General features: G+C 65.0%; 7 protein-coding genes and 1 tRNA gene. 4 read left to right on the forward strand and 4 right to left on the reverse strand.

Annotated elements, in window-relative coordinates; translation table 11 throughout:
- Positions 1–26: 26 nt before the first annotated feature.
- From VI480_RS08365 to VI480_RS08375, 3 genes are all read left to right on the forward strand, one after another.
- On the forward strand, positions 27–2,681 hold the full coding sequence (locus VI480_RS08365) for a UPF0182 family protein (protein ID WP_323672374.1): 2,655 nt from the start codon (positions 27–29) through the stop codon (positions 2,679–2,681).
- On the forward strand, positions 2,632–2,892 hold the full coding sequence (locus tag VI480_RS08370) for a hypothetical protein (RefSeq protein WP_323672375.1): 261 nt from the start codon (positions 2,632–2,634) through the stop codon (positions 2,890–2,892). The genes VI480_RS08365 and VI480_RS08370 overlap by 50 nt, the downstream gene beginning before the upstream one ends.
- 60 nt (positions 2,893–2,952) lie before the next feature.
- Positions 2,953–3,029: transfer RNA gene (locus tag VI480_RS08375), tRNA-Met, on the forward strand.
- A gap of 241 nt (positions 3,030–3,270) precedes the next feature.
- On the opposite strand, the gene VI480_RS08380 is transcribed toward VI480_RS08375, so the two are convergent.
- The 4 genes from VI480_RS08380 to VI480_RS08395 are packed head-to-tail and all read right to left on the reverse strand — an operon-like array spanning position 3,271 to position 7,057.
- Positions 3,271–4,116 carry a hypothetical protein gene (locus VI480_RS08380; RefSeq protein ID WP_323672376.1) on the reverse strand — a complete coding sequence of 282 codons (846 nt, stop codon included), beginning with the start codon at positions 4,114–4,116 and terminating at the stop codon, positions 3,271–3,273.
- On the reverse strand, positions 4,113–4,505 hold the full coding sequence (locus tag VI480_RS08385; RefSeq protein ID WP_323672377.1) for a hypothetical protein: 393 nt from the start codon (positions 4,503–4,505) through the stop codon (positions 4,113–4,115). Before VI480_RS08385 ends, VI480_RS08380 begins: the two co-directional genes overlap by 4 nt.
- A gap of 5 nt (positions 4,506–4,510) precedes the next feature.
- A complete protein-coding gene (gene hpaE / locus VI480_RS08390) occupies positions 4,511–6,076 on the reverse strand; it encodes a 5-carboxymethyl-2-hydroxymuconate semialdehyde dehydrogenase (RefSeq protein WP_323672378.1) in 1,566 nt (521 codons plus the stop codon).
- A 21-nt stretch (positions 6,077–6,097) separates the two neighbouring features.
- Complete coding sequence (locus VI480_RS08395; RefSeq protein ID WP_323672379.1) at positions 6,098–7,057, reverse strand: helix-turn-helix domain-containing protein; 960 nt, start codon at positions 7,055–7,057, stop codon at positions 6,098–6,100.
- 212 nt (positions 7,058–7,269) lie between these two features.
- On the opposite strand from VI480_RS08395, the gene VI480_RS08400 reads away from it, so the two are divergent.
- The coding region (locus VI480_RS08400) for a nitrilase-related carbon-nitrogen hydrolase (RefSeq protein ID WP_323672380.1) at positions 7,270–7,748 on the forward strand (479 nt) is incomplete at its 3' end.

The following is a 7,748-nucleotide window of genomic DNA, read 5'->3' on the forward strand; positions in this document are numbered from 1 at the left end:
GCGCTCCCCAGTAGCCTCAGCACCGTATGCGCCCGCCCGAGGACATGCCACCCCCGTCGTCTGGGCCGCCAGGCGGCCCTCAGGGTCCCCAAGGCCCCGGCGGCCCCCAAGGCCCTCAGGGTCCCGGCGGCCCCCGCCGGATGCCACGCCGCCCGCGCGGCCTCACCCGGTTCCGCCTGATCATCGGCATCATCGTCGCGGTCGGCCTCGTCCTGCTGTTCTCCATCCGTGGCCTCGCCGGCTTCTGGACCGACTACCTGTGGTTCGACAGCCTCGGCTACGCCTCGGTGTGGTGGAAGGTGCTGTGGGCCAAGATCGGCCTCGGCCTGCTGTTCACGGCGATCTTCTTCGTTCTGCTGTGGGTGAACCTGTTCATCGCCGAGCGTCTCGCCGCACGCGCCACACCCGCAGGACCGGCCGAGGACATCGCCGCGCGCTGGCACCAGATTTCCCGCCGTCGCCGCGCCCTCATCCGCATCGGCGTCTCGCTGATCCTCGCCTTCATGGTCGGCACCGGCGTGTCGGGCCAGTGGGAAGCGTGGTTGTTCTTCATCAATGCCACCGATTTCGGCCTCACCGACCCCCAGTTCGGCCGCGACATCGGCTTCTATGTCTTCCGCCTGCCGTTCTTCAACTTCCTGGTCGGCTGGGCGTTCGCCGCCGTGCTGGTGACATTCATCTTCACCACCATCTGGCACTACCTGAACGGCGCCATCCGGGTGCAGGCCCCCGCCGGCAGCCGGGTGCAGCCGCAGGTGAAGGCGCACCTGTCGCTGCTGCTGGGCCTGCTGGCGCTCATCAAGGCGGTGGGCTACTACTTCGACCAGTTCGAGCTGACGCTGTCCACCCGGGGCTTCGTCGACGGCGCCACCTACACCGACGTGAACGCGCAGCTGCCGGTGCTGCGGCTGCTGATGGTGATCAGCCTGTTCAGCTTCGTGCTGCTGGTGGTGAACATCTGGCGGCGCGGCTTCACCTACCCGGTGATCGCCGTGGCGCTGTGGGTGGTGATCGCCGGTCTGGCGGGTGCGGCGTATCCCGCTATCGTGCAGCGCTTCCAGGTGGAGCCCTCGGAGTCCACCCGCGAGGCGCCTTACATCGAGCGCAACATCGAGATGACCCGCATAGCGCTCGATCTCGACGATGTCACCACCAGCGAGTTCGACTACGAACCCGAGCTCACCGCTGCCGACATCGAGAACAACTTCGACACGGTGCGCAACGTACGGCTGCTTGACCCCGCCGTCATGCAGGACACGTTCCAGCAGACCCAAGGCATCAAGAGCTTCTACGACTTCCGCGACATCGACGTCGACCGCTACGAGATCGACGGCCAGGTCACCCAGATCGTGCTGTCGGCCCGTGAGCTGCGCCCCGCCGAGCTGCCCACCGACACCTGGGAGACCCAGCACGTTGCCTACACCCACGGCTACGGCGTGGCGGCCGCACCCGCCAACGGGGTCGACGCCAACGGCCGCCCGGCCTATGCGCTGGGCGACATTCCGAACGTGATCGCTCCGGGTGCCGAGGCGCTCGAGCTCGACGAGCCGGGTCTGTACGTGGGCGAGGACTTGCAGGGCTACGCCATCGTGGGCGCCCAGCGGGCCGAGGTCGACTTCCAGGACGACGACGACCGCACCGAGACCACCCGCTACGACGGCGCCGACGGGGTCGGCATCGGCGGCTTCTTCCGGCGCCTAGCCTTCGCGGTGCGCTTCGCCGAGCCGAACCTGCTGGTGTCGGGCGAGATCCAGGGCGAGAGCCGGATCCTGTACAACCGCGACATCACCCAGCGGGTTGAGCTGCTGGCGCCGTTCCTGTCCTACGACAACGACCCCTACCCGGTCGTGCTCGACGGGAAGGTGAAGTGGGTGCTCGACGCCTACACCACCACCACGCAGTTCCCGTACGCGCAGCGCACCAATACCCGGGCGGCCACGCTGGGCAGCGACCTGCGCGACCCGTTCAACTACGTGCGGAACTCGGTGAAGGCCGTGGTGGATGCGCACGACGGCACGGTCACGTTCTATGTGGTGGACCGCAGCGACCCGATCGTGCAGTCCTACATCAAGCAGTTCCCGGCTCTGTTCTCTGAGGAAGAGCCTCCGGCCGAGCTGCAGGAGCACTTCCGCTATCCCGAGGACCTGTTCCGGGTGCAGACCGATGCGTGGGGCCGCTACCGCCTGAGCGACCCGTCGGAGTTCTACGACGCTGCCGGTGCGTGGGCGGTGGCGCAGGACCCGGGCGATTCCATCGGCCAGACCACGGTGGAGACGGTGCGCGACGAGACCACCGGGCAGGTGATCGCCACGGTCGAAGCCCGCATCTCGCCGCAGTACCTGCTGTTCCGATTGCCGGGCGACGATGCTGCATCGTTCGTGATCTTCCGGCCGTTCGTGCCGTTCTCCGAGGACGATTCCCGCAAGAACCTCGAAGGCTTCATGGTGGTCCACAACGACCCCGACCGCTACGTATGTGCGGCCGCTGTTCATTGCGGCCACCGGGCCGACGGCGGTGCCCGAGCTGCAGCTGGTGATTGCCGGCATCGGCTCGAATGTGGTGATCTCCGAGACGTTCGAGGGGGCGCTCGAGAAGGCCATCGGCGCCAGCATCGACATCGGCAACGGGACGGTGCGCCAACCCGAGCAAGCGTCCGATGCGCCCGACGACACCGAAGATGAGCCGGCAGCCGCCGCGCCCGACGATGAGCCGGCAACGACGCCCGACGCCGGCTCAGTGAGCGATCTGCTCGAGCGGGCCGCCCGGGCATTCGAGCGTGCCGATGCTGCGCTGCGCGAGGGCGACTTGGCCGCCTACCAAGAGGCAGTCGACGAGGCCGAGCGCCTCATAGCCAGAGCCGCCCGAATCCTCCAACAAGCCGCCACCGGCTAAGCCTCAAGGCGACCGGCCTTGCCGGTCTTGAGAAGCCGCTGGTAGTGTGATCGGTCTCGCCGCGGGGTGGAGCAGTCTGGAAGCTCGTCGGGCTCATAACCCGAAGGTCGCAGGTTCAAATCCTGCCCCCGCCACCACGTCACTGGCCACCCAAACCCCAGTCTGTTCGCCACCTAGGTGAGATTGGGGTGTTGGGGGCCGAATTTGGCGCTTCGGGCGTGCGTTTTCGTGGATTCTTCGCGTTCGCGGCCTACTTGGGTTCAGCCGAGTTGCCGCTTGGACGCGACAGAGCAGCTGGCGGTGTGGCCGGATGTGGTTGTCAGTGTCATCTGGTCGCGACCGCGTCTGAACTTCTCTCGTCGCGAAATGAGCTGACTCTCAGACAGAGCTGGGCACAGCACCTTGGCCGAGGTCATAGGAGGCCACGGTGCAGCCGACCGCGAAGATCGGAATCGGGGCATAGAAGTGAACTGTGCCGGTAGCGCCGCTGGCTGCACCGCTGATGGCGACAAAGGTGCGGATCTCGAAGCCGCCTTGGCCGGCTTCCGCGTATACCGACATGTCGTCATAGCCAAGCAGCGACTCGCGGTCGTTTCGCTGCCACCGGTCTAGGAATTCGCAATCCCAAGCCTCGTTGATTTTGCCGGAATCAGGTGTGGCCGGCCAGTGGGAGATGCCGCCGGTGCCCACCAAGGCGATGTTCTCCGGCACTGAGTCGGCAGCCCGTCGTAGTGCCTGCCCGAAAGCCCAAGCTCGGTGCAGCGGCGCGAGAGGCGGTCCCTGGCAGTTGATATTGGCCGGGATTATGGTCAGGTCGAAACGAGGGGTCAGGAAGTGCAAGGGCACGGCGATTCCGTGGTCGAGCTTCCATTCCTCGGCGTAGGCCACGTCGACGGTTTGCATGACGCGTGTGATGAGCCGCTGCGATAGGTCGCGGTCGCCAGGAGCTCGGAACCGGTCGATGCCCAACCACGCCGGATCCTCGATGGGGCCGTCGTAGAAATCGGCCATTCCAATGGCAAAGCTGGGCATGTTGTCCATGAAGAAGTTCGCGAAGTGCTCAGCTGCTAGGACGATCATCGCCTCTGCGCCGCTGGCTTCGATGGCCTGTCGCATGTCGTCGTAGGCCGCGTAGAACTCGTCGCGTACTTCGGGGTCGGCCTGATCTGCTCGGCCGGTTATTCCCGGTGCGTGGCTGGCGCAACCCGCATAGACCAAAGTCATGGCCGAATCCCTGCTTCACCGGGACTTCCGATGCCATGAACGGCACGGCTCTGTTGGCCCAGGCCGGCTGCGTGGCTGTCTACTCCTTCGTAACCTGTCATCGCGTAGACGCCGGCTCGCACCGGACCGTGTTCGGCGATGCCATCCCGCATCAGCTGGAGGTAGTCAGCCCAACTGATGCGGTGGAACGCCGCGAAGTGCATCAAGATCTGGCCGTTTACTCCCAAGACGTAGAGCAGGCCGATGTCGGGGGTGGTCAGAGCCTCGATCTCCTGGCCGGTCAGCTCATATCCGGTCAGCGCGCTCTGAGGGTTGCTGCGGTATTCGTCCTGTACGGCGGTGTCTCGGTTGAGCTGGTACAGGAACTTCTGCACGTAGTACAGGCTCATCGCGTTCAAACACCGAGCCTGGCGATGTGGTGCGTATCGAGGGCGATACTGGTGTTCTTGGTTTCCATGTAGAAGTCGAAGCTCCAGTCACCGCCGTCGCGGCCGATTCCCGATGCCTTGGTGCCCCCGAACGGGGTTGGGAGATGGCGGACGTTCTGACTGTTGACCCAGATCATCCCTGCGTCCAAGGCTTGGGCGACTCGATGGGCGCGACCGATCTCGCTCGTCCAGATGTAGGCCGCGAGGCCGTAGTCGGTGTCGTTGGCGATCTTGATGGCGTCTGCTTCGTCGCTGAACGGCAGCGCGGTGAGCACAGGGCCGAATATCTCCTCTTGGGCGATTCGCATGCGGGGAGAAGCGCCGGTGATCAACGTTGGGACCGTCCAGTTGCCATCCCGAGGCGCGTCAGCCCACGGCGTTCCTTCGACAACGATGGCACCCTCAGCCCTCGCTATGTCCATGTATGAGCGGACCTTCTCACAGTGGCGCGGGTGGATCAGCGGCCCGATCACCGCGTCCGGATCCAGCGGGTGGCCCACAGGCACGGCTCGCGTTCTCTCAGCAACTCGTGCGCAGAATTCATCGTGAATGGACTCCTGCACCAGCAGGCGGCTGGAGCTGGTGCAGCGCTCGCCGTTGAGGCTGTAGATCATGAACACCACCGCGTCGAGTGCCCGCTCCATATCGGCGTCATCGAACACGATCACCGGGTTCTTCCCCCCGAGCTCAAAATGAACTCGCTTGAGCGTGGGCGCTCCTTGAGCCTGGATAGCCGATCCGGTTGCCGACTCGCCGACGAATGCGATGGCTTTGATATCAGGGTGCTCGGTCAATGCCCGACCCGCGGTATCCCCGAAGCCGTGGACGACGTTGAGCACCCCCGCTGGCAGCCCGGCATCAGCGGCTGCCTCGGCCAGCAGGTTGGCTGTCAGGGGACTCCACTCGGCGGGCTTGTGGACAACTGTGCAGCCCGCGGCCAGCGCAGGGGCGATTTTCCACGTCGAAAGCATGAAGGGGGTGTTCCACGGGGTGATCACTCCGACCGGGCCGATCGCTCGGCGGCTGGTGTAGTTGAGATGGTGCTCGGACGGCAGGGCGAGTCCGTCTGATGCGGCGGGGGCCCGGTCTGCGAAGAATCGGAAGTTCTCCGCTCCCCGAACTGCGGCTGACGACATGAACCGAATGGTCTGGCCGGTGTCCGCCGACTCCACGATGGCGATCTCGTCAGCGCGGGCCATGATGACGTCGGCCACAGTGTGCAGGATTCGCTTGCGCTGCTCGCCCGACTTGGCTGACCACTCCTCGAAGGCGTCTTGGGCCGCTGATGCCGCCGCGGCGACGTCGGCTGCATCGCCGGCGGCCACTTCTCCTAGGTGCGTGCCGTCGATGGGCGATTGGTCGGAAAAGGTCTCACCCGATGCGCTGGCGGTTGGCACACCGCCGATCAGGTGCAGCGTGGGTGCTGCCGCGAAACGGGCGAGGTGTCGGCGGCTGGCTTCAAGGTTCACAGCGAAGTCGGCTGTCTGCGGCAAGAGGCCGACGTGCCGTCTCGCCTGGGCGTCCGCTGCCACCAGTCCACCCCGGCCCAGGTGCTAGCTGCGGGAACCAACCGCTGGTCGCACCTGACTGGGGGAGCAACCGTAGGCCTCGGTGAAGCGACGCGAGAAGTGGGCGGATGTCTTGAAGCCGTTGTTGTGTGCAACGTCGGTGATCGTGCGATTCACGGCGGTGGGATTGAGCAGATCGTCCATGCATCGAGCTAGGCGGCGCTTCATCAGGTACTCATTCACCGTCATGCCGTGATCCTTGAATATGGCGTGCAAGTAGCGGGACGACACACCGATCGACGATGCGATACGGGCCGGAGAAAGGTCGGGGTCCGATGCGTATGCATTCATGTAGGTGCACGCTCTCAGGAAATGCTTGGTGCGCCCGGCGTTGGGGCTTCCGTCTGCCCCGAAGCGGTCGGCGAGTGCCACGCCGAGAAGGTCAAGTGCGCTCGTAGCCAGCTGACGCGACACCGAGTTCTCGTCCTCTAGCGCATACGGCGCCAGCGAGCGCAGGAAGGCCGAGACGGGGGCACTGACCGTGGTGTCGTTGGACATCCTCACCGCTGTCAACCGCTCGGGTGAGGGGCAGCGCTCCATCAGGAATCGACGGTCGAATTGGAACACGAGCATTTCGAACTGCTCGCGCATGACGAGGTCGTAGGGCCGGGTGGCGTCGTACATTGCGAAGTCCCCGGGTTCGAGCACCGCTTGGCGGTCGTCCTGCTGAATGACGGCATTGCCTCGGAGCTGCACCGAGACCAGCACCTCGTCTCGGGGCTCTTCGTTGATGAACCTGGCGGAGCGTTGCACTGCGTGAGGCTGGGCGCGTACTCGGCTGAGGGTCAGTGGGCCGAGATCTGAACTCGTGATCTCGGCTCTAAAGGGCTGCTCTGACGGAAGTGTTTCGGCCTCGAGACGAACGAACGCCGTGCAAATCACCTCGTGCCAGAAGTCGAACCGTTCCTTGGCCGATACCGAGTCAGTTGTCGCTGCGATGCTCATGTCGCACCCCGCCACTAGTTGGCGCGCTGACACAACAGAGACTAAGCGCAGCGACGATTCGGCCGCGCGCAGTGGGTCATGTGTGCGCTGACAGACAAAGAACTGCACGCTCACAGGGAAGGGCTGATCGCACGCGCTCCCTACGTTGCCAAGCACCGATGTGCAACGGTGCCGAGTTCTGGCGCCCGCAAGCAATTCAGGGGGTGCTGACGGTGAGCGTCGATGGACCATTCAAGGTAGCAACCGTCCAAGCCGAGCCGTGCTGGCTTGATGTCGATGCGGGAATCGAGAAGGCGGTGTCCCTGATCGAGGAAGCCGCCTCCGAGGGCGCGAGGCTGGTCGCCTTCCCTGAGCTGTGGATTCCGGGTTATCCGCACTTCCTGTGGCTCGACGCCCAGGCGATCGGCATGCGGTTCGTTCCCCGGTATCACGCCAACTCGATCGTGGTCGGCGATGCCAGATTCAACCGTCTGGCACAGGCTGCCGGAGACAACGAAATCACCGTGGTGATGGGTGCCAGCGAGAAGGACTTCGGCTCGCTGTACATGGCACAGTTCATCTTCGGCCCGGACGGTGAGATTCTCTTTACCCGCCGCAAGCTCAAGCCCACACATGTCGAGCGGGCCATGTTCGGCGAAGGCGACGGCAGCCACCTGCACGTGCTCGATGCGCCGGGCATAGGCCGCCTCGG

The sequence above is a fragment of the Candidatus Poriferisodalis multihospitum genome (genome assembly GCF_028283155.1).
Lineage (GTDB): Bacteria > Actinomycetota > Acidimicrobiia > Acidimicrobiales > Poriferisodalaceae > Poriferisodalis > Poriferisodalis multihospitum.

Bases quoted from the DNA above. Each gene is read 5' to 3' on its own strand.
- VI480_RS08365 (WP_323672374.1), top strand. From the start codon at position 27: ATGCGCCCGCCCGAGGACATGCCACCCCCGTCGTCTGGGCCGCCAGGC.
- VI480_RS08380 (WP_323672376.1), bottom strand. From the start codon at position 4,116: ATGACTTTGGTCTATGCGGGTTGCGCCAGCCACGCACCGGGAATAACC.
- VI480_RS08385 (WP_323672377.1), bottom strand. From the start codon at position 4,505: ATGAGCCTGTACTACGTGCAGAAGTTCCTGTACCAGCTCAACCGAGAC.
- VI480_RS08395 (WP_323672379.1), bottom strand. From the start codon at position 7,057: ATGAGCATCGCAGCGACAACTGACTCGGTATCGGCCAAGGAACGGTTC.